22 protein-coding genes are annotated in these 25,224 nt (G+C 60.0%); 13 read left to right on the plus strand and 9 right to left on the minus strand.

Annotated features, from left to right (window positions below):
- Nucleotides 1-102 precede the first annotated feature (102 nt).
- Nucleotides 103-414, plus strand: a complete 312-nt coding sequence (locus tag KVG91_RS00465; RefSeq protein WP_169378517.1) for a type II toxin-antitoxin system MqsR family toxin — start codon at nt 103-105, stop codon at nt 412-414.
- Nucleotides 411-899, plus strand: a complete 489-nt coding sequence (locus KVG91_RS00470) for a type II toxin-antitoxin system MqsA family antitoxin (protein ID WP_169378516.1) — start codon at nt 411-413, stop codon at nt 897-899. The genes KVG91_RS00465 and KVG91_RS00470 overlap by 4 nt, the downstream gene beginning before the upstream one ends.
- Before the next feature lie 61 nt (nt 900-960).
- On the opposite strand, the gene KVG91_RS00475 is transcribed toward KVG91_RS00470, so the two are convergent.
- From KVG91_RS00475 to KVG91_RS00490, 4 genes are all read right to left on the minus strand, one after another.
- Nucleotides 961-1,725 carry an amino acid ABC transporter ATP-binding protein gene (locus KVG91_RS00475; RefSeq protein ID WP_003171943.1) on the minus strand — a complete coding sequence of 255 codons (765 nt, stop codon included), beginning with the start codon at nt 1,723-1,725 and terminating at the stop codon, nt 961-963.
- Nucleotides 1,726-1,736: 11 nt separating this feature from the next.
- Entirely contained in the window at nt 1,737-2,834 is a 1,098-nt protein-coding gene (locus KVG91_RS00480) for an amino acid ABC transporter permease (protein ID WP_169378515.1), read from the minus strand.
- 10 nt (nt 2,835-2,844) lie between these two features.
- Nucleotides 2,845-4,026: an amino acid ABC transporter permease gene (locus KVG91_RS00485; RefSeq protein ID WP_169378514.1), complete on the minus strand. Its 1,182-nt coding sequence runs from the start codon at nt 4,024-4,026 to the stop codon at nt 2,845-2,847.
- A 72-nt stretch (nt 4,027-4,098) separates the two neighbouring features.
- Complete coding sequence (locus tag KVG91_RS00490) at nt 4,099-5,130, minus strand: amino acid ABC transporter substrate-binding protein (RefSeq protein WP_010212954.1); 1,032 nt, start codon at nt 5,128-5,130, stop codon at nt 4,099-4,101.
- Between the two features lie 347 nt (nt 5,131-5,477).
- On the opposite strand from KVG91_RS00490, the gene KVG91_RS00495 reads away from it, so the two are divergent.
- Together KVG91_RS00495 and rhlB are read left to right on the plus strand one after the other, a co-directional pair.
- A complete protein-coding gene (locus tag KVG91_RS00495) occupies nt 5,478-6,134 on the plus strand; it encodes an alpha/beta hydrolase (protein WP_169378513.1) in 657 nt (218 codons plus the stop codon).
- A gap of 96 nt (nt 6,135-6,230) precedes the next feature.
- Entirely contained in the window at nt 6,231-7,697 is a 1,467-nt protein-coding gene (gene rhlB / locus KVG91_RS00500; protein ID WP_169378512.1) for an ATP-dependent RNA helicase RhlB, read from the plus strand.
- 137 nt (nt 7,698-7,834) lie between these two features.
- On the opposite strand, the gene moaE is transcribed toward rhlB, so the two are convergent.
- The 5 genes from moaE to KVG91_RS00525 all read right to left on the minus strand — a co-directional run bounded on the left by moaE (nt 7,835) and on the right by KVG91_RS00525 (nt 12,028).
- On the minus strand, nt 7,835-8,284 hold the full coding sequence (moaE, locus tag KVG91_RS00505) for a molybdopterin synthase catalytic subunit MoaE (protein WP_169378511.1): 450 nt from the start codon (nt 8,282-8,284) through the stop codon (nt 7,835-7,837).
- Between the two features lie 2 nt (nt 8,285-8,286).
- On the minus strand, nt 8,287-8,529 hold the full coding sequence (gene moaD / locus KVG91_RS00510) for a molybdopterin converting factor subunit 1 (protein ID WP_169378510.1): 243 nt from the start codon (nt 8,527-8,529) through the stop codon (nt 8,287-8,289).
- Nucleotides 8,526-8,999: a cyclic pyranopterin monophosphate synthase MoaC gene (gene moaC / locus KVG91_RS00515; RefSeq protein ID WP_017736740.1), complete on the minus strand. Its 474-nt coding sequence runs from the start codon at nt 8,997-8,999 to the stop codon at nt 8,526-8,528. Before moaC ends, moaD begins: the two co-directional genes overlap by 4 nt.
- Before the next feature lie 171 nt (nt 9,000-9,170).
- On the minus strand, nt 9,171-10,565 hold the full coding sequence (locus tag KVG91_RS00520) for a PhoH family protein (protein ID WP_012722339.1): 1,395 nt from the start codon (nt 10,563-10,565) through the stop codon (nt 9,171-9,173).
- 338 nt (nt 10,566-10,903) lie between these two features.
- The gene (locus KVG91_RS00525) at nt 10,904-12,028 is read right to left on the minus strand and encodes a polysaccharide deacetylase family protein (protein WP_169378509.1); all 1,125 of its coding nucleotides are present in this window, start codon (nt 12,026-12,028) and stop codon (nt 10,904-10,906) included.
- Nucleotides 12,029-12,160: 132 nt separating this feature from the next.
- Between KVG91_RS00525 and yaaA the strand changes: the two genes are divergently transcribed.
- From yaaA to KVG91_RS00570, 9 genes are all read left to right on the plus strand, one after another.
- Nucleotides 12,161-12,940, plus strand: coding sequence for a peroxide stress protein YaaA (gene yaaA / locus KVG91_RS00530; protein WP_169378508.1), 780 nt, complete (start codon nt 12,161-12,163; stop codon nt 12,938-12,940).
- Between the two features lie 886 nt (nt 12,941-13,826).
- Nucleotides 13,827-15,143, plus strand: a complete 1,317-nt coding sequence (locus KVG91_RS00535) for a nucleotide sugar dehydrogenase (RefSeq protein WP_169378507.1) — start codon at nt 13,827-13,829, stop codon at nt 15,141-15,143.
- An 83-nt stretch (nt 15,144-15,226) separates the two neighbouring features.
- Nucleotides 15,227-16,708, plus strand: coding sequence for a mannuronan synthase (gene alg8, locus KVG91_RS00540; RefSeq protein WP_169378506.1), 1,482 nt, complete (start codon nt 15,227-15,229; stop codon nt 16,706-16,708).
- 38 nt (nt 16,709-16,746) lie between these two features.
- On the plus strand, nt 16,747-17,913 hold the full coding sequence (locus tag KVG91_RS00545; RefSeq protein ID WP_169378505.1) for an alginate biosynthesis protein Alg44: 1,167 nt from the start codon (nt 16,747-16,749) through the stop codon (nt 17,911-17,913).
- An 83-nt stretch (nt 17,914-17,996) separates the two neighbouring features.
- Nucleotides 17,997-19,451 (plus strand): alginate biosynthesis TPR repeat lipoprotein AlgK, encoded by a 1,455-nt coding sequence (gene algK / locus KVG91_RS00550; RefSeq protein ID WP_318840824.1) that lies wholly within the window; start codon nt 17,997-17,999, stop codon nt 19,449-19,451.
- Nucleotides 19,448-20,932, plus strand: a complete 1,485-nt coding sequence (locus KVG91_RS00555; protein ID WP_169378504.1) for an alginate export family protein — start codon at nt 19,448-19,450, stop codon at nt 20,930-20,932. The genes algK and KVG91_RS00555 overlap by 4 nt, the downstream gene beginning before the upstream one ends.
- Complete coding sequence (gene algG, locus KVG91_RS00560; RefSeq protein WP_169378503.1) at nt 20,932-22,521, plus strand: mannuronan 5-epimerase AlgG; 1,590 nt, start codon at nt 20,932-20,934, stop codon at nt 22,519-22,521. Before KVG91_RS00555 ends, algG begins: the two co-directional genes overlap by 1 nt.
- A gap of 11 nt (nt 22,522-22,532) precedes the next feature.
- Entirely contained in the window at nt 22,533-23,981 is a 1,449-nt protein-coding gene (locus tag KVG91_RS00565) for an alginate O-acetyltransferase (protein ID WP_169378520.1), read from the plus strand.
- An 8-nt stretch (nt 23,982-23,989) separates the two neighbouring features.
- Complete coding sequence (locus tag KVG91_RS00570; RefSeq protein ID WP_169378502.1) at nt 23,990-25,099, plus strand: mannuronate-specific alginate lyase; 1,110 nt, start codon at nt 23,990-23,992, stop codon at nt 25,097-25,099.
- Nucleotides 25,100-25,224: the final 125 nt, after the last annotated feature.

Genomic DNA, 25,224 nt, shown 5'->3' on the forward strand with positions numbered 1-25,224 from the left:
GCCTACAAGAGCAACGCACTAGGGTTTCTAAGCGGCAAAAGGAGCAATATTTTCGATTGGTAAAATTACCCTCAGAGGGTAATTATTGGACTTAGGTGTCTTATGGAAAAGTACACACCTCATTACGATTTGGCCTTGGTGAAAAAAGAGGTCGTCCGTTTAGGTTACAGAGCGTTCACTGCCACCGCGCGGCAAGATGCTCGAAAAATGGAGCTGAGCCCTGACCAGATGCAACAGGTGGTCTGCGCCCTTGAGAAACGAATGTTGTACAAATCAATGACGACCTATGCAGACCCACGGGTATGGCAGGACGTCTACCTGATCAAGATTTACGGCACGGAGATTTACATCAAGGTTACTTACCGCCCAGGCGGTGGTCCTCCCGTAATCTCCTTCAAGGAGAAATCCCTATGAGAACCCAGCAATGCATGAGCTGCGGAACCCATGACGCAATGCAGCATTTCGAAGGTCGCACCTTCACGATCAACACACGGGGAATGGTTCGGGACATTCCGGACATTGCAGGCTGGGAATGCGAGGTCTGTCATGAAGTTGAATTCGATCACGACGACGACAGTGCGGAGCGTTATTGCAAGGCGTCCGATCTGCTGTTGATCGACGCGCGTAAAATCATCGCCGCAGAAATGAAGCGAATCCGCCACAAACTGCACCTCACGCAAAAAGACGCTGTGAGGCTCTTCACCGTCCGCGGGCACAATGCATTCTCTCGCTACGAACGGGCTGAGATTTTTCCGCCGCAACCGTTACTCACATTGATGCGCCTACTGGATAAACACCCCCACTTGCTCGCAGAGATAGAGGCTCTCAATGTAGGGGACGACCTGAACCGACTGCTCATCGCAAAAGATGCGCAACCGCTCGCAGCACAAGCCTCCTGACAAAAACCAGCAGGTAAAAATAAACCCGGCACAGGGCCGGGTTTATTCATTCAACCATCGATCAATGCAAAATCTGGCTCAAGAACAACTTGGTCCGATCATTCTGCGGGTTGTCGAAGAAGTCATTCGGCGCCGCCTGCTCAACGATCTCGCCCTTGTCCATGAAGATGACACGGTTGGCCACGGTGCGCGCAAACCCCATTTCGTGGGTTACGCACAACATGGTCATGCCGTCCTCGGCCAGGCCGATCATGGTGTCGAGCACCTCTTTCACCATTTCCGGGTCGAGCGCCGAGGTCGGCTCATCGAACAGCATGATTTTCGGCTTCATGCACAACGCACGGGCAATCGCCACGCGCTGTTGCTGGCCGCCGGACAGTTGCCCCGGAAACTTGTGGGCCTGCTCCGGAATGCGCACGCGCTCAAGATAGTGCATGGCGATTTCCTCGGCCTTGCGCTTGGGCATCTTGCGCACCCACATCGGCGCCAGCGTGCAGTTCTGCAGGATGGTCAGGTGCGGGAACAGGTTGAAGTGCTGGAACACCATGCCGACTTCACGGCGGATCGCTTCGATCTGCTTGAGGTCGTTGGTCAGTTCCACGCCATCGACCACGATGCGGCCCTGCTGGTGTTCTTCCAGACGGTTGAGGCAGCGGATGGTGGTGGACTTGCCCGACCCCGACGGCCCGCACAGCACGATACGCTCGCCTTGCTTGACGTTGAGGTTGATGTCTTTCAACACGTGGAACTGGCCGTACCACTTGTTGACGCCCTGCATCTGGATAATGCCTTCAGGGCTCACAGGCTGTTTGATCGCTTCGCTCATCACATCAACTCCTAACGCTTGTGGCCTGTGTCGAGCTTGTGTTCCAAATGAATGGAATAGCGCGACATACCAAAACAGAAAATCCAGAACACCAGGGCGGCGAACACGTAGCCTTCGGTGGCCATGCCCAACCATTTGGGGTCGGCGGCGGCTTGCTTGACGCTGTTGAGCAGGTCGAACAGGCCAATGATGATCACCAGGCTCGTGTCCTTGAACAGTGCGATAAAGGTGTTGACGATGCCGGGGATCACCATCTTCAGGGCTTGCGGCAGAATCACCAGGCCCATGCTGCGCCAGTAACCCAGGCCCATCGCCGCGGCCGCTTCGTACTGGCCCTTGGGAATCGCCTGCAAGCCACCGCGCACCACTTCGGCCACGTAGGCCGACTGGAACAGGATTACACCGATCAAGGCGCGCAGCAGCTTGTCGATGCCCATGCCTTCAGGCAGGAACAGCGGCAGCATCACCGAAGACATGAACAGCACGGTGATCAACGGCACGCCACGCCAGAACTCGATGAAGGTAACGCAGACCACTCGAATCGCCGGCATGTTCGAACGCCGCCCCAACGCCAGCATGATGCCCAGCGGCAACGCGCCGGCAATGCCCACGGTGGCGATGACCAGGGTCAGCATCAAGCCGCCCCATTGGCTGGTGGCCACGTTGGCCAGCCCGAACGCGCCGCCGTGTAGCAGGAAAAACGCGATGATCGGGTAAAGCACCAGGAAGCTGAGGCCGTAGACCGCCTTGCGCTGGAAACGCGAGATGAACAACGGCGCCACGCCCACGATCGCCAGCCACACAGTGAGGTCCACGCGCCAGCGCAGGTCGCCGGGGTAGTAGCCGTACATGAACTGCCCGAAGCGCTGTTGGATGAACACCCAGCAGGCGCCTTCCTTGGTGCAATCGGCGCGGGTGGTGCCGACCCAGTTGGCGTCGATGATCGCCCAACTGAGGATCGGCGGCACCACCAGGTAGATCAGGTAGAACGCCAGCAACGTCAGCAACGTGTTGAGCCAGCTCGAGAACAGGTTGGCGCGCATCCATGCCATTGGCCCGAAGACCTTGTTCGGCGGTGGCATATCCGGTTTGAATGTATGTGAACTCATGGGCGTTTCCTCACCGCTCGATCAGCGCAATGCGCTTGTTGTACCAGTTCATCAGCAGGGAAATGCTGATGCTGATCGCCAGGTACACGCTCATGGTGATAGCAATGACTTCGATCGCCTGGCCGGTCTGGTTGAGCACCGTGCCGGCAAACAGCGAAACCATTTCCGGGTAACCGATACCGGCGGCCAGCGACGAGTTTTTCGCCAGGTTCAGGTATTGGCTGGTCAGCGGCGGAATGATCACCCGCAAGGCTTGCGGGATGATGACCTTGCGCAACGTCGGCCCAGGGCGCAGGCCCAGGGAGCGCGCGGCTTCGGTCTGGCCGTGGCTGACGGATTTGATGCCCGAACGCACGATCTCGGCGATAAACGCTGCCGTATAAACAGTCAGTGCCAGGGTCAGTGCCAGCAGTTCGGGGATCAATACCCAGCCGCCGACAAAGTTGAAGCCTTTAAGCTGCGGCATCTCCCAGTGCAGCGGCGCGCCGAAGATCAGCGCGCACAACGACGGGATCACGATAAACAGCGCCAGGCCCGCCCAGAATTTGTGGAACGGTACGCCCGTCGCTTCAAAACGCTTGTTGGCCCAGCGCGCCATCAGCACGATAGCCACAATCGCCACCACCACACTGGCTACAAACGGCCAGAAACCGTCAGCGGCCAGCGCCGCAGGCATGTTCAGGCCACGGCTGCTGACAAAAAAGGTATCGCCGAAGTTATGGCTGTTGCGCGGCCCCGGCATGGTCAGGAACACCGCGAAGTACCAGAACAGGATCTGCAGCAGCGGCGGAATGTTGCGGAATACTTCCACATACACAGTCGCCAGCTTGTTGATCATCCAGTTCGGCGACAACCGCGCCACGCCAATGACAAACCCGAGCAGTGTGGCCAGGATCACGCCAATGAACGTCACTAAGAGAGTGTTGAGCAAACCGATCACAAACACCCGGGCATAGCTGTCCGATTCGGTGTAGTCGATCAGGTGCTGTGCGATGCCGAAGCCGGCACTGCGCTCAAGGAAGTCGAACCCCGAGGTGATGCCCCGGTGTTGCAGGTTGGTCTGGGTATTGTTGAAGAGGTACCAGCCCAGCGAGACCACCGCCACAATCGTGATGATCTGGAAGAGCCACGCACGCACTTTGGGATCGCTGAAGCTGAGCTTCTGCTTGGGTGCGCCGATTTGATTTTGCATGAAGTGCCCCGAAAATAATGGAACAGAACATCACCCGGCGGTTGGCCCACCGGGTGACAGAACCATCAGCGATCAGCGCACAGGGGGTGCGTATTGAATGCCGCCGTTGTTCCACAGCGCGTTCAGGCCACGGTCGATTTCCAGCGGGGTGCTCTTGCCCAGGTTGCGCTCGAACACTTCGCCGTAGTTACCCACTTGCTTAACGATCTGTACGACCCAGTCTTTCTTCACTTTCAGGTCTTTGCCGTATTCGCCGTCAGCACCGAGCAGACGGGCAACGTCCGGGTTCTTGGTGGACTTGGCTTCAGCTTCAACGTTTTTCGAAGTGATACCGGCCTCTTCAGCGTTGAGCATGGCGTAGCCGACCCAGCGCACGATGGCCAGCCACTCGTCGTCGCCGTTACGCACGACCGGGCCCAGTGGTTCCTTGGAAATGGTTTCCGGCAAGACGACGTAGTCTTTCGGCGCGGCCAGCTTGCTGCGCTGGGCGAACAGCTGGGACTTGTCGGAAGTCAGTACGTCGCAACGCCCGGATTCCAGCGACTTGGCGCTTTCGTCGGAGGTATCGAAGGTGATCGGGGTGTATTTGAGGTTGTTGCCGCGGAAGTAGTCGGAAACGTTCAGCTCAGTGGTGGTACCGGCCTGGATGCAGATGGTTGCACCGTCCAGTTCCTTGGCACTTTTAACGCCCAGCTTGTTGTTTACCAGGAAGCCGATGCCGTCGTAGTAAGTGATGAAGCCTGGGAATTTAAGGCCCATGCCGGCATCGCGGGAGCTGGTCATGGTGGTGTTGCGCGACAGAATGTCGACTTCGCCGGATTGAAGCGCGGTGAAACGCTCCTTGGCATTCAACTGGCTGAATTTGACCTTGGTCGCGTCGCCGAAAACGGCAGCGGCCACAGCGCGGCACACGTCAGCGTCGATCCCCAGGATCTTGCCGCTGGCATCCGGTACCGAGAAACCCGGCAAACCGTCACTCACGCCACATTGCACAAAGCCTTTCTTCTGCACGGCGTCCAGCGTGGCGCCCGCTTGGGCGAAACCACTGACACCCAGTACAGCCGCCGCGGAAACGATGGCCAGGGTGGATTTCAATACCTTCATTCAAAAACCTCCAGTTGCTCTTGTTGTGTCGGAGCTCGAACTTCAGCGCACCCTTATGAGGCGATATCGACCCGTGTTGGCTTTTTTTGGGGTCAAGCGGCATGAAGTTGTCGCGGTCATTCCAGTTGCTAGCCCACGAACGGCTGTCACTGATAGTGTTACCGTCCTGAGATAGCGCTGACATCGTTCAACACATAGCAAGGCCCGTACCAGAGTGCCGGCCGGGTCGATTCAGCCCACGGTCAATAGAAAAAGATTCAACCGTGCGACATCTTATTAACAGATCAACCCGTCGCGCACCGTTCCGACGCACCCAATCGGAGCGCGCGCACATTAATGGAGCAGACATGACCGAACCCTTGATTCTTCAGCCCGCCAAGCCCGCAGACGCCTGCGTCATCTGGTTGCATGGCCTGGGTGCCGATCGCTACGACTTCCTGCCGGTGGCCGAAGCGCTGCAGGAAAGTTTGCTGACCACCCGCTTCGTTCTGCCCCAGGCACCGACCCGTCCGGTGACCATCAACGGCGGCTACGAGATGCCCAGCTGGTACGACATCAAGGCCATGAGCCCGGCCCGTTCGATCAGCCTGCAAGAGCTGGAAGTGTCGGCAAAGATGGTGACAGACCTGATCGAAGCGCAGAAGAGAACCGGAATAGACGCTTCGCGGATTTTCCTCGCGGGGTTTTCCCAAGGCGGCGCCGTGGTTTTCCACACCGCCTTCCTGAATTGGGAAGGCCCGTTGGGTGGCGTGATCGCCCTCTCCACTTATGCGCCGACCTTCGGTGATGAGCTGGAGCTATCCGCCAGCCAACAGCGCATTCCTACGCTGTGCCTGCACGGCCAGTACGACGAGGTGGTACAGAACGCCATGGGCCGCAGCGCCTTCGAGCACTTGAAGAGCCGTGGTGTCACCGTGACATGGCAGGAATACCCAATGGGGCACGAAGTGTTACCCCAGGAGATACACGATATCGGCGCCTGGTTGACCGCGCGCCTGGGCTGAACCGGGCGTTTTTGTAGCCGTATGACAGACGCACTACGCCGCGCCCGATTCTTGCATTACACTGGCCGGCGTATATTCCTTAGCCAATTAAATGAGATGACCGTGCTCAAAGCACTCAAGAAGATGTTCGGCAAAAGCGAGGCTGAGCCGCTCGCGCCAGTGCCCAGTGCTCCCGTCCCGCCAACCGGCAGCCGCAATAACGGCAAACAGCCCGTCCGGCCGGCACCTGTTGCCCAGCCGAGGGTGACAGCGCCTGAGCAGGCAAAACCGGTTGAGGTCGCCGCCGCGCCAGTCGCGCCAAAGCCGCGCCGCGAACACGCCCCAAAGCCGGCCGTGATCCCGTGGAAACTCGAAGACTTCGTCGTCGAGCCCCAGGAAGGCAAGACCCGCTTCCACGACTTCAACCTGGCCCCGGAACTGATGCACGCCATCCAGGACCTGGGTTTTCCGTACTGCACGCCGATCCAGGCGCAGGTGCTGGGCTTCACCCTGGCGGGCAAGGACGCCATCGGCCGCGCCCAGACCGGCACTGGCAAGACTGCCGCGTTCCTGATCTCGATCATCACTCAGTTGCTGCAGACGCCGCCGCCCAAAGAACGCTACATGGGTGAACCGCGCGCGCTGATCATCGCCCCGACCCGGGAGCTGGTGGTGCAGATCGCCAAGGACGCCGCCGATCTGACCAAGTACACCGGCCTCAACGTGATGACCTTCGTTGGCGGCATGGACTTCGACAAGCAGCTCAAGCACCTCGAAGCCCGCCACTGCGACATCCTGGTCGCCACCCCGGGCCGCCTGCTGGACTTCAACCAGCGCGGCGACGTGCACCTGGACATGGTCGAAGTGATGGTGCTGGACGAAGCCGACCGCATGCTCGACATGGGTTTCATCCCGCAAGTGCGCCAGATCATTCGCCAGACCCCGCCGAAAGCCGAGCGCCAGACCCTGCTGTTCTCCGCCACCTTCACCGAAGACGTGATGAACCTGGCCAAGCAATGGACCACCGACCCGTCCATCGTCGAGATCGAAGCGCTCCACGTCGCCAGCGAAAACGTCGAGCAGCACATCTACGCCGTGGCCGGTGCCGACAAGTACAAGCTGCTCTACAACCTGATCAACGACAACGGTTGGGAACGCGTGATGGTGTTCGCCAACCGCAAGGACGAAGTGCGCCGCATCGAAGAGCGCCTGGTGCGCGACGGCGTGAACGCCGCGCAACTGTCCGGCGACGTGCCGCAGCACAAGCGCATCAAGACCCTGGAAGGTTTCCGCGAAGGCAAGATCCGCGTGCTGGTGGCCACCGACGTGGCCGGGCGTGGGATCCACATCGACGGCATCAGCCACGTGATCAACTTCACCCTGCCGGAAGTGCCCGACGACTACGTGCACCGCATTGGCCGTACGGGTCGCGCAGGCGCGGCGGGTGTGTCGATCAGTTTTGCCGGGGAGGATGACTCGTATCAGTTGCCGTCGATCGAGACGTTGCTGGGGCGCAAGATCAGTTGTGAGACGCCACCGACGCATTTGTTGCGGGCCGTGGAGCGCAAACGCCCTCAAGTCTGAAATGCAGTAAACATGTGGAAGCTGGCTTGTGTGGGAGCTGGCTTGCCTGCGATAGCATCACCTCGGTGTAACCGATGCACCGCGGTGCCTGTATCGCAGGCAAGCCAGCTCCCACACTTGGTTCTGCGCCTGGCGTACTACTTCCAGCGGTCAGCAGCGGCGTGGTCGCTGTCCCGCCCATCCACCCAACGCGGCCCCTCACTGGTAATTTCCTTTTTCCAAAACGGCGCCCGCGTCTTCAGATAGTCCATCACAAACGCACAGGCATCAAACGCCGCCTGCCGATGGGCACTGGCAGCTGCAACGAAAACAATCGGCTCACCCGGCTCCAGTGCGCCAATGCGGTGCAGCACTTCCAGCTTGAGCAGCGGCCAACGCTGCTCGGCTTCCACGGCGATCTTGGCCAAGGCTTTCTCTGTCATGCCGGGATAATGCTCCAGGAACATCCCCGCCACATCCAGCCCATCGTTGAAATCGCGCACATACCCGACAAAACCCACCACCGCGCCCACGCCGACGTTGGCCGCGTGCATCGCGTTGACTTCGGCACCGGGATCAAACGCTTCGACCTGCACACGGATGGCCATGCTCAGCCTCCGGTCACGGGTGGGAAAAACGCGACTTCATCGCCGGCTTGCAGCGGCTCGTCCAGGCTGCACAGTTCCTGGTTGCGCGCGCACATCAGGCTGGTTTCGTTGAGCACTGCGAAGTCAGGCTCACCCGCCAGCGCCTGGCGCACGGCGTCGACGGTCGCAAAGTCACCTTCCATCTCCAGGGAATCCAAGCCGATCGCTTCGCTGTAGCGCGCAAAAAACAATACGTTGATGCTCATGCCTGGTCCGCCTTGAAGTGCCCGCTCTTACCGCCAAGCTTTTCCAGCAGGCGAATACTTTCGATGGTCATGCCACGGTCCACGGCCTTGCACATGTCGTAGATGGTCAATGCGGCGACGCTGGCGGCGGTCAACGCTTCCATCTCCACGCCGGTCTGGCCGGAGAGTTTGCAGCGCGCCAGGATGTGCACCGAGTCTGCACCGTCGGCGCTGAGTTCGACCTTGACCCCGGTCAACATCAGCGGGTGGCACAGGGGGATCAGGTCACTGGTTTTTTTCGCCGCCTGGATCCCGGCAATGCGGGCCACGGCAAACACGTCGCCCTTGGGGTGCGCGCCGTCGACAATCATTTGCAGGGTTTCGGGCAACATGCGCACGCGCGCTTCGGCCACCGCCTCACGGAAGGTCACGGACTTGTCGGTGACGTCGACCATATGGGCGCGACCTTGGGAATCGAGATGAGTCAGCACAGGGATACTCCTGATCAGGAGCAGGGATTGTAAACCCAACCAGGATTAAATGTGGCAGCAGACCTGTGTGGGAGCTGGCTTGCCTGCGATGCAGCCACCGCGGTGTATCAGTTGCACCGAGGTGATGCTATCGCAGGCAAGCCAGCTCCCACACAAACCGGCTCTTGCAGGCTATAAGTGAGATTCGGCGTATTCGGCCAGAATCGAACGAGGCACCCCTTGCAGCGCAATATGCACGCCGTTCGGGAAGTCTTTGAAGCGCTCCGTCAGGTAGGTCAGCCCGGAGCTGGTCGCGGACAGGTAAGGGGTGTCGATCTGCGCCAGGTTGCCCAGGCACACCACTTTGGAGCCGGCGCCGGCACGGGTGATGATGGTTTTCATCTGGTGCGGGGTCAGGTTCTGGCATTCATCGATCAGGATCAGGCTCTGCTGGAAGCTGCGACCTCGGATGTAATTGAGGGATTTGAACTGCAACGGCACTTTGCTGAGGATGTAGTCGACGCTGCCATGGGTGTTTTCGTCATCCATGTGCAAGGCTTCGAGGTTGTCGGTGATCGCCCCCAGCCACGGCTCCATTTTTTCCGCTTCAGTGCCGGGCAAAAAGCCGATCTCCTGGTCCAGGCCCTGCACGCTGCGGGTGGCGATGATGCGGCGATAGCGCTTGGTCACCATGGTCTGTTCGATGGCGGCGGCCAGGGCGAGGATGGTTTTGCCCGAGCCTGCGGCGCCGGTCAGGTTGACCAGGTGGATGTCCGGGTCGAGCAGCGCATACAACGCCAGGCTCTGGTAGATATCACGTGGTTTCAGGCCCCAGGCTTCCTGGTGCAACAGGGGTTCCTGATGCAGGTCGAGGATCAGCAGCTTGTCGACCTGGATTTCCTTGATCCAGCCGACGAAGCCCTGTTCGTCGATGATGAATTCATTGATGTGCACGGCCGGCAGGTTGTCGATCAACTGTACCTGGTGCCAGGTGCGGCCATGGTCCTGGCGGGTTTCGACCTTGCTGACCAGGTCCCAGAACGAGCCTGTCACGGTGTGATAACCACGGGACAGCATCGATACGTCGTCGACGAGTTGGTCGGTGCTGTAGTCCTCGGCGGCGATCCCACACGCGCGGGCCTTGAGGCGCATATTGATGTCTTTGGTCACCAGCACCAGGCGCAGGTCCTTGTCGCGCGCGTGCAGGTCGATCAACTGGTTGATGATTTTGTTGTCGTTCAGGTTTTCCGGCAGCAGGCTGTTGGGCTCGCTGCGCTTGCTCATCAGAATCGACAGCAAGCCCTTGGGCCCGCTCTTGCCACGCTGGATGGGTACGCCGACTTCAACGTCCTCCGGCGATGCCTCGCCCAGTGTCTTGTCGATCAGGCGGATGGCCTGTCGGCATTCGGCGGCCACGCTGTGATGCCCGCTTTTGAGTTTGTCGAGTTCCTCAAGCACGATCATGGGGATGGCGACGTGGTGTTCTTCGAAGTTAAGCAGTGCGTTTGGATCGTGGATCAGTACGTTGGTATCAAGCACATAAAGGATTGGCTGGTCGGAAGAAGGGTTACGTCCATGATCATCCATACTCGGTCACCTTTGTGGGAGCCATTCGACGCAATACCTGGGCGGTGCTGCGCCTCGAATCGACCACCGAACACACCTGAGTGACGTCAAGTGCATTGCCCACAGCAGGAGTCTTGGAAGACGCCACCTGTGTTGCAGGTTTCGGCGATCTGACTTCGTAATACCGCAAAACCCATGACAGGAAAAAGCACTTTGACGCTTTTTTGAAGTTTATTTTTCAGAATGACGAATAGCACTAGCCGAGTGCCAGGCAGCCCGCTAAAGTCGGAAGTCCGCCTGCATCGAAATGTCGCGCAAAATCACCCCGAAATGCCCCGTACCCAACAGGGCCGGGCATTTCAGCGAAATGCCTCCCGGCAGTCCTGCCAACCCAAACCACTCTGCGCCGTCGCCTGCAACAACATCGGCAACGCCTCACGCGCCTTGCCCTGGGTGTCGTGAAACACGATCACGCCCTTGCGCCACAGCAGCATCAATGTGAGCACCCGTTGCGCCGACTCATCGGCCTCAAGCTTGCCCGGCTCGTCCTGGGAATCGATGTCCCACAACGCCACCTGCAAGCCCTGGGCCTGGAAAAAACCCTGGCTGTCGGCGCGGCGCTGGCCATAGGGTGGACGGAACAGCGGCACATAGTTTTCCGGCATCAGGTTTTGCACCAGGGAGGCGCTGCGGGTGACGGAGCCCTGCCAATCCACCCAATGGCTGTGGGAGCGATATTGCCAGCCCTGGGTGCCCACGCACTGGCCTTGGTACAACGCCTGCACCTCGGCGACGGAGCTACGTTCCACACGGGTTTGCAGGCTGCTGCCGAGGGCAAAGAACGTGGCGTTCATCTTCTGCTTGCGCAGGTAATCGGCGAGCCAGTCGGTGTTGCCGCTGGCCGGCGCAGGGCCGCCGTCAAACGTCAGCAGGAACAGACGGTCGTTGAATTCGTCGCCATTGCGCTCGTGCTCGCCGAAACGCGCGACTTCGCTGCTGATCTGCGGGAACAGCGCGGCCTTGCGCAGCAGCTCGTCCAGATAGCGCTCATGAAACGTGCGGCTCGGGGCAGCCCAGGCTATATAGAAAGAGTCTTGGCTCACTTCGAACTTGCCGGCCTGCTCGCGCAGGTCGTCCATGCTTTCGACCAGATAGCAGAACGACGCGTCGACCTCACAGCTTTCCTGGGCGAACCTATAGTTCTCCAGCAAGCGCTGCCAGAGCCGGCGGCGCAGGTCGTCGGTGGCGGCCCGGTTGATGATCTTCAAGCCCAGGCGCTGTTTGAGCGCGGCGTCATCCTGGGACTCGCTTGCGAGCAGGCTGTGGGCGAACATCAGGATTTCCGCGCGCGAAGCCACATCGAACAGCGCCGGGCTGCTGAGCTGCTCGGGCCAGGTGCCACGGTCGAGGCTGGCCACATCCACCGGCGCCGCCTGGGCGTTCAGGCAGAGCACGCAGGCTGTCAGTAAAAGCGCGATTCGCACTTGGGGTCTCCTTCTCCAGAGTCGTCGGCCACTATAGCGGATCATGCCTATCACCATCATAGGTGGAGTCAAAACGCCCCAACCCCTAGAATCGCGCCCACGCTACACGCCACGATTCCAGGAGCCAACTTCATGCTGATGGTGATTTCCCCAGCCAAAACCCTCGACTTTGAGTCAAAGCCGGCCACTGCGCGCTTCACCCAGCCGCAGTACCTGGACCACTCCCAGCAATTGATCGAGCAACTGCGCGGACTCAGCCCGGCGCAGATCAGCGAGTTGATGCACGTCTCCGACAAGATCGGCGGCCTCAACGCCGCGCGCTTCGGCAGTTGGACCCCGGCGTTCACGCCGGCCAATGCCAAGCAGGCGCTGTTGGCGTTCAAAGGCGATGTGTACACCGGCTTGAATGCCGAGACCTTCAGCGATGCCGATTTCACTTACGCCCAGGATCACCTGCGCATGCTCTCGGGTTTGTACGGCCTGCTGCGCCCCCTGGACCTGATGATGCCGTACCGCCTTGAGATGGGCACCAAGCTCGCCAATCCGCGGGGCAAGGATTTGTATGCGTTCTGGGGCACGCGCATCAGCGAATGGTTGAACGAAGCGCTGGTTGAACAAGGTGACAACGTGCTGCTGAACCTGGCGTCCAACGAGTACTTTTCGGCGGTCAAGCGCACGGCTTTGAACGCGCGGGTCATCAATACCGAGTTCAAGGACCTCAAGAACGGCCAGTACAAAATCATCAGCTTCTACGCCAAAAAGGCGCGGGGCATGATGAGCCGCTTTGTCATCCAGGAGCGCATCAACGACCCAGCCAAGCTCAAGGCCTTTGATGCGCAGGGCTATCGCTTCGATGCGCAGCAGTCCACGCCGGAAAAATTGGTGTTTCTGCGCGATCACGCACCGGAATAAGGCGCCCTCGCACAGACGCTCAAATGTGGGAGCTGGGTTGCCTGCGATAACAGTCTTTCAGTAGCACAATTGCCAACTGACCCGCCGCTATCGCAGGCAAGCCAGCTCCCACATTTTTAGCGCATTCCCGCCTTAAAACGTCATACTTTTGGCGTCAAAAAACATCATGAAGCACATCTAACAATTCTTTCACTCGACATCCGTCGTTTTTTTTCGTAGTGGCACCAATTTTTTTAAACACTAGTGGCACAAAACTATCCCTTCGCGCCAACTACCTGTAACTACTGGCCCAAATTGCAAGTGCTATCAATATAGTATTAGTGCCATCTCTGCCAATATTTCAAAAAATTTCTGGAAACAGGATGAGCGGCCAGGAACTTCGTCTGAACGCACGGCTCATACCACCGGTAACGAAATTCTCTGTTCCTGTAAGAGATGACTTACATAGCGACCCACGGAAGCAGCCAAGTTGCCCCATCAACTTTGACTCACGGGTCACATCATCGACTGATATGAGTTGAGGGCGGCGATAAGGATCAATTGCTATCCCCAAGAGGCCAAGGTAGCGCTTACCCAAATGTGTCAGTGATGACACCCAAGGTGTTGATATTTAAAGGCTAGCAGCCTCTATCTGCACCCTGCGGCACTGGCGTCGGCACCTTCCCCCAAGAAGGCCGGCTGCATTTAAGGGCAAGCCCCAATAACAAGGCCAAGTTGCGCACAACTTGAGTGCAATAGTTAGTCACTCACTATTTAACATGCCTGTACGCGGTAAGTCGGCGTCTATTCGCTCAACTTCCGTGGCATTCAGTGACGCTTGCAAAAATGAACTCGCCATCTATTTGGCATGATTAATACCGTCTTCAATGACAATGAGGTAAATGCGATGCGCATCAGCATATTTGGTTTGGGTTACGTTGGCGCGGTATGTGCCGGTTGCCTGTCTGCCCGCGGCCACGAAGTGGTTGGCGTAGACATCTCCAAGGACAAGATTGACCTTATCAATGCAGGCAAATCGCCAATCGTTGAACCCGGCCTGGGCGAGCTGTTGAGCCAGGGTATTGAAACCGGCCGGCTGCGCGGCACCACCAACTTCGCCGAAGCCATCCGCGACACTGACCTGTCGATGATTTGCGTCGGTACCCCGAGCAAGAAAAACGGCGACCTGGAACTGGACTACATCGAAGCGGTATGCCGCGAGATCGGCCTGGTCCTGCGTGACAAAGCCACCCGCCACACCGTGGTCGTGCGCAGCACTGTGCTGCCGGGTACCGTGGCCAATGTGGTGATCCCGATCCTCGAAGACTGCTCCGGCAAAAAAGCCGGTGTCGACTTCGGTGTTGCGGTCAACCCGGAATTCCTGCGTGAATCCACCGCCATCGCCGACTACGACCTGCCACCGATGACCGTCATCGGCGAATTCGACAAAGCCTCCGGCGATGTCCTGCAGTCGCTGTACGAAGAACTCGACGCACCGATCATCCGCAAGGACATCGCCGTTGCCGAGATGATCAAGTACACCTGCAACGTGTGGCACGCCACCAAAGTGACCTTCGCCAACGAGATCGGCAACATCGCCAAGGCTGTCGGCGTCGACGGTCGCGAAGTGATGGAAGTGGTCTGCCAGGACAAGACGCTCAACCTGTCCCAGTACTACATGCGCCCAGGCTTCGCCTTTGGCGGTTCGTGCCTGCCCAAAGACGTGCGCGCCCTCACCTACCGCGCCAGCACCCTGGACGTGGAAGCGCCGCTGCTCAACTCGCTGATGCGCAGCAACGAGTCCCAGGTACAGAACGCCTTCGACATCGTGTCCAGCCACGATAAACGCAAAGTCGCGCTGCTGGGCCTGAGCTTCAAGGCCGGTACCGATGACCTGCGCGAAAGCCCGCTGGTCGAGTTGGCCGAAATGCTGATCGGCAAGGGCTACGACCTGAGCATCTATGACGCCAACGTCGAGTACGCCCGTGTCCACGGCGCGAACAAAGACTACATCGAAGGCAAGATCCCGCACGTGTCGTCCCTGCTCAACTCGGACTTCGACGACGTGATCAACAACTCCGACGTGATCATCCTGGGCAACCGTGATGAGAAGTTCCGTGCCCTGGCGCAGAACGCACCGCACGGCAAGCAAGTGATCGACCTGGTGGGCTTCATGTCCAAGGCCACCAGTGCGAGCGGTCGCACCGAAGGCATTTGCTGGTAACAGCAACGGCAAGTTCCCGGCTGCAAGCGTACCAATCCCCAGCGCTTGCAGCCTGGAGCCTTCTTCACCTTCGGATGACGCTTATGTCCAAGTTAAAACACGTATTCCTTCAATCCGCCGGCTGGCTGTTCTTCCTGAGCCTGCTGATGGGACTCGCCCTGCTGCTGCCGGCGAGTACGTTCGACTCCGAGTCGAAGAATTTTATTTTCCTGATTGGCGCCGTCGGTATCTGGCGCTACTCGATGGGTGCTACGCATTTCTTTCGCGGCATGCTGTTCCTGTATGTGGTGTATCCGCACCTGCGCCGCAAAGTGCGCAAGCTGGGCAAATCCGCCGACCCGTCCCACGTGTTCCTGATGGTCACCAGTTTCCGTATCGATGCGCTGACCACCGCGCAGGTCTATAGCTCGGTGATCCGCGAAGCCATCGAATGCGGCTTCCCCACCACCGTGGTCTGCTCGCTGGTGGAAATGTCCGACGAGCTGCTGGTGAAAAGCCTGTGGGAACGCATGAACCCGCCGGAGCATGTGAAGCTCGACTTCGTGCGTATCGCCGGTACCGGCAAGCGCGACGGCCTGGCCTTCGGTTTCCGCGCCATCTCCCGCCACCTGCCCGATGACCGCGCCGTGGTTGCAGTGATCGATGGCGACACCGTGCTCGCCGAAGGCGTGGTGCGCAAGACCGTGCCGTGGTTCCAATTGTTCGGCAATGTCGGCGGCCTGACCACCAACGAGTTCTGCGAAGTGCGCGGCGGCTACATCATGAGCGAGTGGCACAAACTGCGCTTCGCCCAGCGCCACATCAACATGTGCTCCATGGCCCTGTCCAAGCGGGTACTGACCATGACCGGCCGCATGTCGGTGTTCCGTGCCAGTGTCGTGACCGACCCGGGCTTTATCGCCGACGTCGAAAGCGACTCGCTGCAACACTGGCGCCTGGGCCGCTTCAAGTTCCTTACCGGTGACGACAAGTCCAGCTGGTTCAGCCTGATGCGCCTGGGCTACGACACTTTCTACGTGCCGGACGCCGCGATCCACACCGTGGAACACCCGCCGGAAAAGAGCTTTATCAAGGCCAGCCGCAAGCTGATGTTCCGCTGGTACGGCAACAACCTGCGCCAGAACTCCCGCGCCCTGGGCCTGGGTGTACGCCGCCTGGGTCTGTTCACCAGCGTGGTGCTGTTCGACCAGCGTGTGTCGATGTGGACCTCGCTGCTCGGCCTGACCGTGGCGCTAATCGCCACCTTCAAGTACGGCGGCGCGTTCATCCTCGTCTACCTGCTGTGGATCGGCATCACCCGCCTGATTCTGACCCTGCTGCTGTCGTGCTCCGGCCACACGATCGGCCCGGCGTACCCGGCGATTCTCTATTACAACCAGATCATGGGCGCGCTGGTGAAGATCTACGTGTTCTTCCGCCTTGATCAACAGTCCTGGACCCGCCAGGACACCAAACTGACCCGCGATTTGGCCAGCTTTCAACGTTGGTTCAACACCTGGTCGTCTCGGACCATGACCTTCTCCGCCGGCAGCATTTTCGTCGCCGTGTTGCTGATGATGGTCTGACCCTGCCAAGCCTGAATTAACTAGGAACTACACACACCATGAATAGCCAAGTAAACGCCAACGTTGTCCACGAATCCGAAGCCCAGCGCCAGCACGCCCGGGTCAAAATCCCGGCCAAGCTGCGCTTCTTCAACACTGACCGCACGCCGACCGAAGCACGCGTGCTCGACCTGTCCGCCGGCGGCCTGGCGTTCACCGCCACCCAGCCGCTGACCGTCGGTGAAGTGCACAAGGGCCGCCTGCAGTTTGTGATCGATAACCTCGGCCTGGCCATGGACGTGGAGCTGCAGATCCGCTCTTACGACCGCCAGACCGGCCGCACCGGTTGCCAGTTCCAGAACCTCGACGCCCAGGATATTTCCACCCTGCGCCACCTGATCACCTCGCACTTGTCCGGTGACATCGTGACCATGGGCGACGTGCTGGCCACCCTGCAACGCGACAACTTCACCAAGGCGCGCAAGAACAAGGACAGCGGCAGCAACATGAGCGCCTTTGGCCGTTTGCGCGCCGTGACCTTCAGCCTGGCGATCTTCCTGGTGGGCCTCGCCGCGTTCGGTTTTGTTTTCAAGTCGCTCTACGGCATGTATTTCGTCAGCCACGCACAGGCCGGCCTCGTCAGCGTGCCGGGCATGAACGTGACCATGCCGCGTGACGGCACCGTACAAAGCCTGCTCAAAGGTGACGCGATCGCCGCCAAAGGCGCGCCGCTGGCGACGTTCAGCACCAGCATGCTGGATGTGCTCAAGGGCCACCTGGACGAAGAGCAGCTGCAACCGGCCAAGGTTGAAGAACTGTTCGGCAAGCAAATGACCGGCACCCTGACCTCCCCTTGCGATTGCATCGTGGCGCAGCAACTGGTCGCCGACGGTCAGTACGCCAGCAAAGGCGACGTGATCTTCCAACTGGTTCCACGCGGCGCCCAGGCCAATGTTGAAGCACGCTTCTCCTATCGCCAGTTCGGCGACGTGCGCCCAGGCACCCCGGTTACCTTCCAGGTCGCCGACGAAGAACAGACCCGCACCGGCACCATCGTCAGCAGCACCAGCCTGAACAGCGCCGACCTGTCCTCCGACATCCGTGTGCAGATCAAGCCCGATGCACCGCTGGACAGCACCTACGCCGGCCGCCCGGTGGAAGTGACCAGCGACCGTGGCCCATCGCTGAACTGGCTGATCGATAAAGCCATGGCTCACGGTCTGTAAGCGAGGACATGCCTGTGAATCGTATTTCAATTACACCATCAGCTTCTGTGGGAGCCGGGCTTGCCCGCGATGCAGACGACTCGGTGCATCAGTTGCACCGCGTCGATGCTATCGCAGGCAAGCCAGCTCCCACACAGAGCAAAGCTCATTCGGCCGCTGCGTATTGCGCGCTGGCACTGGCCGTGAGCCTCGCCGGTTGCGCCGGCCTGCCCGACCAACGCCTGGCCAATGAAGCCCTCAAGCGCGGTGACACCGTCACCGCCCAGCAGAATTACCAGCAACTGGCAAACCTGGGCTACAGCGAGGCCCAGGTGGGCCTGGCCGACATCCAGGTGGGCACCCGCGATCCGGCGCAGATCAAACAGGCCGAAGCCACCTATCGCGCAGCGGCGCAGACATCGCCGCGCGCCCAGGCGCGGCTTGGCCGCTTGCTGGTGGCCAAGCCAGGCAGCACCGAAGCCGAACACCATGAAGCCGAAGGCCTGCTGAAAAAGGCCTTTGCCAATGGCGAAGGCAACACGCTGATCCCGCTGGCGATGCTGTACCTGCAATACCCGCACAGTTTCCCGAACGTCAACGCCCAGCAGCAGATCAGCCAGTGGCAAGCCGCCGGCTACCCGGAAGCCGGCCTGGCCCAGGTGCTGCTGTATCGCACCCAGGACACCTACGACCAGCATCTGGATGACGTAGAGCGCATCTGCAAAGCGGCGCTGAACACCACCGATATCTGCTACGTCGAACTGGCCACGGTCTACCAGAAAAAAGCCGAGCCGGAAAAACAGGCCGAGCTGCTCAAGCAGATGGAAGCCGGCTACAGCCGTGGCACCGTCACCGCACAACGTGTCGACAGCGTCGCCCGTGTGTTGGGCGATTCGACTCTGGGCAAGACCGACGAGAAAACCGCCCAGGCCCTGCTGGAAAAAATCGCCCCTGGCTACCCGGCGTCGTGGGTCAGCCTGGCGCAACTGCTCTACGACTTCCCCGAACTGGGCGATGTCGACCAGATGATGAAGTACCTGGACAACGGCCGCGCCGCCGACCAGCCGCGCGCCGAGCTGTTGCTGGGCAAGCTCTACTACGAAGGCAAGTGGGTACCGGCCGACGCCAAGGCCGCCGAAGCCCATTTCGAAAAAGCCGTCGGCAAGGAAGTGGCCGCCGATTACTACCTCGGCCAGATCTACCGCCGTGGCTACCTGGGCAAGGTCTATCCGCAAAAAGCCCTGGACCACTTGCTGACCGCTGCGCGCAATGGCCAGAACAGCGCCGATTTCGCCATCGCCCAATTGTTTTCCCAAGGCAAGGGCACCAAGCCCGACCCATTGAACGCCTATGTCTTCAGCCAATTGGCTAAAGCCCAGGACACGCCGGAGGCCAATGACTTGGCCACGCAGCTCGAAGCCCCGCTCACGCCGGAACAACGCGCGCAAGGCCAACGCCTGGTGCAGCAGGAACTGGCCGCCCGCGGCACCCTGGCCCAGAGCACGCTGCAACTGCACGCCCTGGATGAAGAAGAAGAAGACGGCGAGGAATCCCTATGAAGCTCAACCCATTCGTCAAGGCCGGTATTGGCCTGACTTTTGCCCTGCTGTGGTCGTGCCCGACCCTGGCCGCCCTGACCGAAGCGAAGAACTTCGGGCTGGAAGTGAAGGCCACCGCGCAGTCCGAAGATGACCGCGATCTGGGCACGCAGAAAGGCGGCGACGTCAACGGCATCGGCCTCGACCTGCGCCCGTGGGTCTACGGCGAAAGTGGCGCCTGGAGCGCCTACGCCATGGGCCAGGCGGTGGTGTCGAGCGACATCATCGAGACCGACACCCTGCAACAGTCGGCGAATGACGAAAACCAGCAGACCACCAACAATGACCGCAAGACCAAGAAAAATTACTTGGCCATGCGCGAATTCTGGGTCGGCTACAGCGGCTTCACGCCGTACCCCGGCGAGATCCTCAAGCTGGGTCGCCAACGCCTGCGTAATGACGACGGCCAATGGCGCGACACCAACATCGAGGCGCTGAACTGGACCTTCGACACCACCCTGCTCAAGGCCAATGTCGGCGTCGCCGAGCGTTTCAGCGAATACCGCACCGACCTCAAGGAACTGTCGCCGGTGGACAAGGACCGTCAGCACCTCTACGCCGACGCGTCCTACCAGTGGATGCCGGGCCAGTGGATCGGCCTGCGTGGCCATCACACCCATGACAACGGCAAGCTCGATTATCCGGAACCGGGCCAGCCCACCGACTCGCTGGACAAGCGTTCGAACGGCGACCTGACCTGGCTCGGCATCGAAGCCAACAGCGACGCCTACAACTGGCGCAACACCAACACCGTGAACTACTGGGCCAGCATCACCGGCATGCGCGGCGACCGTGACAGCGTCAACGCGTTGAAGTCCGACGGCTCGCGCCCGGACCAGGCCAAGCGCAGCGAGGACGTGAACGGCTGGGCGACCGACATCGGTGTTCGCCTGCGCCTGGATCCGCAGTGGCAAGTGGGTGCGGCCTATGCCCGCGCCAGCGAAAACTATGAGCAGAACGGCCTGCAAAGCAACCGTTCGAACTGGACCGGCACCCAGTCCCGCGTGCACCGTTTCGGCGAAGCGTTCCGTGGCGAGATGAACAACATGCAGTCCATGAGCCTGTTCGGTTCCTGGCAGCTGCGTGAGGACTATGACGCCAGCCTGGTGTACCACAAGTTCTGGCGCGTGGACGGCAACAAGCCGGTCAGCAGCAACGGCATTGCGGCGCTGGACAACACCACCGACGCCGCGGGTGACATTGTCGCCAGCACCTCGCTACCGCTGGCAGACGGTAAAAAGGACCTGGGCCAGGAAATGGACTTGGTGGTGACCAAGTACTTCAAGTCCGGCCTGTTGCCGGCAGCAATCAGCCAGTCGTTCGACGAGCCTTCGGCCCTGGTGCGTTTCCGTGCCGGTGTGTTCAAGCCAGGTGATGCCTATGGCAGCAACGTCGACTCCTACATGCATCGCGCGTTCGTCGACGTGATCTGGAAATTCTGATGGGAGCCTGCGCAATGAACCCTCAAGCCCTCAAAGGCTCGGCCCTGCTGGCGGCAGCGATGCTGCTGGCAAGCGGCGCCGCCATGGCCGATGTCGCGCCGCAGGCTAAAGCGCCGACTATCGCCAAAGAGCTGCAGCAGGCCAAGACCTACACCATTTCCAGCCCGCCGACCGCGCCGCTGGAAATGGCCAAGCCGGCCCTGCCGGACCTGTCGGGCTACACCGCGGCGGCGATCGAGAAGAAGATCGTGCGCACCAAACCAGGCAAGATCAGCATCCGCCGCATGATGCAGGAAGACGCGCTCAAGGACTTCATTGGCGGTGACAACAAGATGGCCGAGTGGGTGGTGCGCCAGCACGGCATCCCCCAGGCGATTTTCATCGACGATGGCTACATGAACCTCAAGGACCTGCTGGGCAAAGTGCCCAAGCAGTACCTGAGCGAAACTTCGCCGGGCGTGTTCCTGGCCAAGCTGCCGATCGTGGTCGGGCGCAAGGGCATCCTGGACATCGACAAAAACACCCAGGAGCTGCGCCTTTCGCAGGAAGCCGGTTCGTTCCTGATCAACGATGGCCAGCTGTTTGTGCGTGACACCAAAGTCACCGGCTGGAGCGAAAAGGCCAACGGCCCGGCGCTGTTCAAGTCGCCGAAGGAATTTCGTCCGTTCCTGCTGGCCTGGGGCGGCACCGAGACTTATATCTCCAACACCAAGATGGCCAGTTTCGGCTACGCCAACAGTAAGTCGTACGGGGTGAGTATCTCCCAGTACACGCCGAATATGGCCAAGGTGCTCAAGCGTGCGGAGCCGACGGGCTGGATCATCGATTCCGAGTTCTCGGACATGTGGTACGGCTTCTACTGCTACGAGACCACAGGCTTTGTGATCAAGAGCAATACCTACAAAGACAACATCGTCTACGGCATTGACCCGCACGACCGTTCCCACGGCCTGATCATCGCGGACAACACCGTCTACGGCACGAAGAAGAAGCACGGCATCATCATTTCCCGGGAAGTGAACGACAGCTTCATCTTCAACAACCGCAGCTACGACAACAAGCTCTCGGGCCTGGTGCTCGACCGTAACAGCGTCAATAACCTGGTGGCCGACAACGAGTTCTACCGCAACCACACCGACGGCATCACCCTCTATGAGAGCGGTGACAACCTGCTGTGGGGCAACAAGGTCATCGCCAACCGTCGCCACGGTATCCGCGTGCGTAACAGCGTGAACATCAAGCTGTACGAAAACACCTCGATGGCCAACGGCCTGACCGGGCTCTACGGCCACATCAAGGACCTGACCGACACCGACCGCGACATCGCACTCGACCCGTTCGACGCCAAGGTGTCGCTGATCGTGGTCGGCGGTGAACTGGCGGGTAACGGCAGCGGGCCGCTGTCCATCGACTCGCCGTTGAGCGTGGAACTGTATCGCGTGTCGATGCTGGCGCCGACCAAAACCAGCGGCATCAGCTTCAACGGCGTGCTGGGCGATCGCCAGGAAGAGATTCTCGATCTGCTGGTGCGCCAGCAGAAAGCCGTGCTGATCGACCCTGTCGAACGCCAGACCGAATTGCAGGACTGAGGATGACCCTTATGCACCCACACATGATCAAACTGCTGAGCCTCTCGGGTCTGACCCTCGGCCTGCTCGCGGCCAGCCAGGGCGTGCGCGCCGACGAGATCAAGGCGCCGACTTTCACCGCCGAACCTTGCTGCAGCCTGTGCCCGGCCGCCCATGACGCAAAGAACTACACCACGCGTTATCAGCAGAACTTCACCACTCTGGTACAAGCCCAGGGCGACTGGCTGTTCCGTACCCAGGAAGACCTGCGTACCGAATTCGACACCACCCCGTCCGGCTACAAGCGCATGCAACAGCTGCACGATGCGTTCAAGAGCAAGGGCGTGGAACTGGTGGTGGTCTACCAGCCGACCCGCGGCCTGGTGAACCGCAACAAGCTCAACCCCGAAGAGAAAGCCAAGTTCGATTTCGACAAGGCACTGGGCAACTACAAGACCATGCTCGGCCGTTTCGCCAAGATGGGCTACGTGGTACCGGACCTGTCGCCGTTGACCAATGAGCAACTGCCGGATGAATTGCCGGCCCACGACTTCTATTTCCGTGGCGACCAGCACTGGACTCCTTACGGTGCCCAGCGCACGGCGAAAATCGTCGCAGCCAAGATCAAGCAGATGCCTGAGTACGCCGCAATTCCCAAGCGTGAATTCGAAACCAAGCGCTCCGGGCGCATGGGCAAGACCGGCACCCTGCACAACATGGCCGGGCAACTGTGCGGCACCAGCTACGCGATCCAGTACATGGACCAGTTCACCACCGAGCCCAAGGGCGAAGCGGGCGACGGCGATCTGTTCGGCGATTCGGGCGACCCGCAGATCACGCTGGTGGGCACCAGCCACAGTGGCAAGAACTACAACTTCGCCGGTTTCCTGCAGGAGGAGATCGGTGCCGACATCCTCAACGTCGCCTTCCCCGGCGGTGGCCTGGAAGGCTCGATGATCCAGTACCTGGGCAGCGAAGAATTCCAGAAAAACCCGCCGAAGATCCTGATCTGGGAATTCTCGCCGCTGTACCGCCTCGACCAGGAAACCATCTACCGCCAGATGATGGCGCTGCTGGACAACGGTTGCGAAGGCAAGACCGCGCAGATGACCGCCAGCACGACATTGAAACCCGGCAAGAACGAATTGATGGTTAACAGTTCGAACAAAGACCTGCGCAACGCCAACCATCAGGTCGATATCCGCTTTGCCGACCCGTCGGTGAAAACCCTGCAAGCCACCCTCTGGTACATGAACGGGCGCCACGAGGACATCAAGATCGAGAAACCCGAAACATCCGATACAGACGGGCGTTTCGCCTTTGAACTGCGCACCGATGAAGACTGGGCCTCGCAGAACTTGCTGGCCGTGGAAGTGCAGGGCCCTGAAGCGGGCGCTGCGGCGCAGAAAGTCGAAGCGAAAATTTGCACACGCAACGTATTCCCCGCCGGTGGTCAACAGACTGCCTCAACGGGGCAATGAGGTTACCTATGCAGAAATTACTGATTCCATCGTTGCTGGGCCTGGCGATTTTCGCCGGCGCAGCCAACGCTGCCGCCCCGCTGCGTCCGCCCCAGGGCTATTTCGCACCGATCGAAGCGTTCAAGACCGGCGAAGCCAAGGAAAACTGCGACACCATGCCGACGCCCTACACCGGGCCTCTGCAGTTTCGCAGCAAGTACGAAGGCTCCGACAAGGCGCGTTCGACCTTGAACGTGCAATCGGAGAAAGCCTTTCGCGACAGCACCGCCGACATCACCAAGCTGGAAAAAGACACCAGCAAACGCGTGATGCAGTTCATGCGCGACGGTCGCCCGGAACAGCTCGAATGCACGCTGAACTGGCTGGTTTCGTGGGCCAAGGCCGATGCGTTGATGTCCAAGGACTTCAACCACACCGGTAAATCGATGCGCAAATGGGCGCTGGGCAGCATGGCCTCGGCCTACGTGCGCCTGAAGTTCTCCGAGTCGCACCCGCTGGCCAACCACCCGCAGGAAGCGCAACTGATCGAAGCCTGGTTCAACAAACTGGCTGATCAGGTGGTGAGCGACTGGGACAACCTGCCGCTGGAAAAAACCAACAACCACTCCTACTGGGCCGCCTGGTCGGTGATGGCGACGTCCATCGCCACCAACCGTCGCGATCTGTTCGATTGGGCCGTCAAGGAATACAAGGTCGGCGTGAACCAGGTCGATGACCAGGGCTTCCTGCCGAATGAATTGAAGCGTCAGCAGCGCGCGTTGTCGTACCACAACTACGCCCTGCCGCCGCTGTCGATGATCGCCAGTTTTGCCTTGGTCAACGGGGTGGATCTGCGTCAGGAAAACAACAGCGCGCTCAAGCGCCTCGGCGAAAAAGTGCTGGCCGGGGTGAAAGACCCGGAGATCTTCGAGCAGAAGAACGGCAAAGAGCAGGACATGAAGGACCTCAAGGAGGACATGAAATATGCCTGGCTTGAACCCTTCTGCACCCTCTACACCTGCGCGCCGGATGTGATCGAGCGCAAGCATGGGATGCAGCCGTTCAAGACGTTCCGTCTGGGGGGTGACCTGACCAAGGTCTACGACCCGACGCATGAGAAAGGCAACAAAGGCAGTTAGTCGCTGATCGTTCCCACGCTCTGCGTGGGAATGCAGCACGGGACGCTCTGCGTCCCAAAGCGTGACGCAGAGCGTCACAAGAGGCATTCCCACGCAGAGCGTGGGAACGATCACAGCCTCCCCCG

Origin of the sequence: Pseudomonas azadiae (assembly GCF_019145355.1) — a bacterium.
Lineage (GTDB): Bacteria > Pseudomonadota > Gammaproteobacteria > Pseudomonadales > Pseudomonadaceae > Aquipseudomonas > Aquipseudomonas azadiae.